This window comes from Aliiroseovarius marinus, from assembly GCF_004360145.1.
Taxonomy (GTDB): domain Bacteria; phylum Pseudomonadota; class Alphaproteobacteria; order Rhodobacterales; family Rhodobacteraceae; genus Aliiroseovarius; species Aliiroseovarius marinus.
Map to the genome: position 1 here is coordinate 1 of NZ_SAIT01000039.1, position 638 is coordinate 638.

Annotated in this window: 1 protein-coding gene; it reads right to left on the bottom strand. The window is 58.3% G+C overall.

All coding sequences use genetic code 11. The annotated features are described in order from the left end of the window. Positions 1-35 precede the first annotated feature (35 nt). Positions 36-638 (bottom strand): EF-Tu C-terminal domain-related protein (locus EOL43_RS15290; protein ID WP_240686575.1); only part of this gene is annotated, 603 nt, incomplete at its 5' end.

Here is a 638-nt window from a genome sequence, read left to right on the forward strand (position 1 = left end):
CAATTCACCTGTCGCCGTAAGAACGCGGTGCGTTCTTACTCGATGATTTTCGACACAACGCCCGAACCAACGGTGCGGCCGCCTTCACGGATAGCGAAGCGCAGCTTCTCTTCCATGGCGATCGGAGCGATCAGCTCGACGTTGAACTTCAGGTTGTCGCCCGGCATAACCATTTCGGTGCCAGCAGGCAGCTCAACGGTACCGGTCACGTCGGTGGTACGGAAGTAGAACTGCGGACGGTAGTTCGCGAAGAACGGGGTGTGACGGCCGCCTTCTTCCTTGGTCAGGATGTAGACCTCGGCTTCGAACTTGGTGTGCGGGGTTACCGAACCCGGCTTACACAGAACCTGGCCACGCTCAACTTTCTCACGGTCGATACCGCGCAGCAGAACACCAACGTTGTCGCCGGCTTCACCGCGATCCAGCAGCTTGCGGAACATTTCAACACCGGTACAGGTGGTTTTCTGAGTGTCCTTGATGCCAACGATTTCGATCTCGTCGCCAACGTTCACAACACCACGCTCAACACGACCGGTTACAACGGTACCGCGGCCCGAGATCGAGAACACGTCTTCGATCGGCAGCAGGAAGTCGCCGTCAACCGGACGATCCGGGGTCGGGATGTACTCGTCCACAGC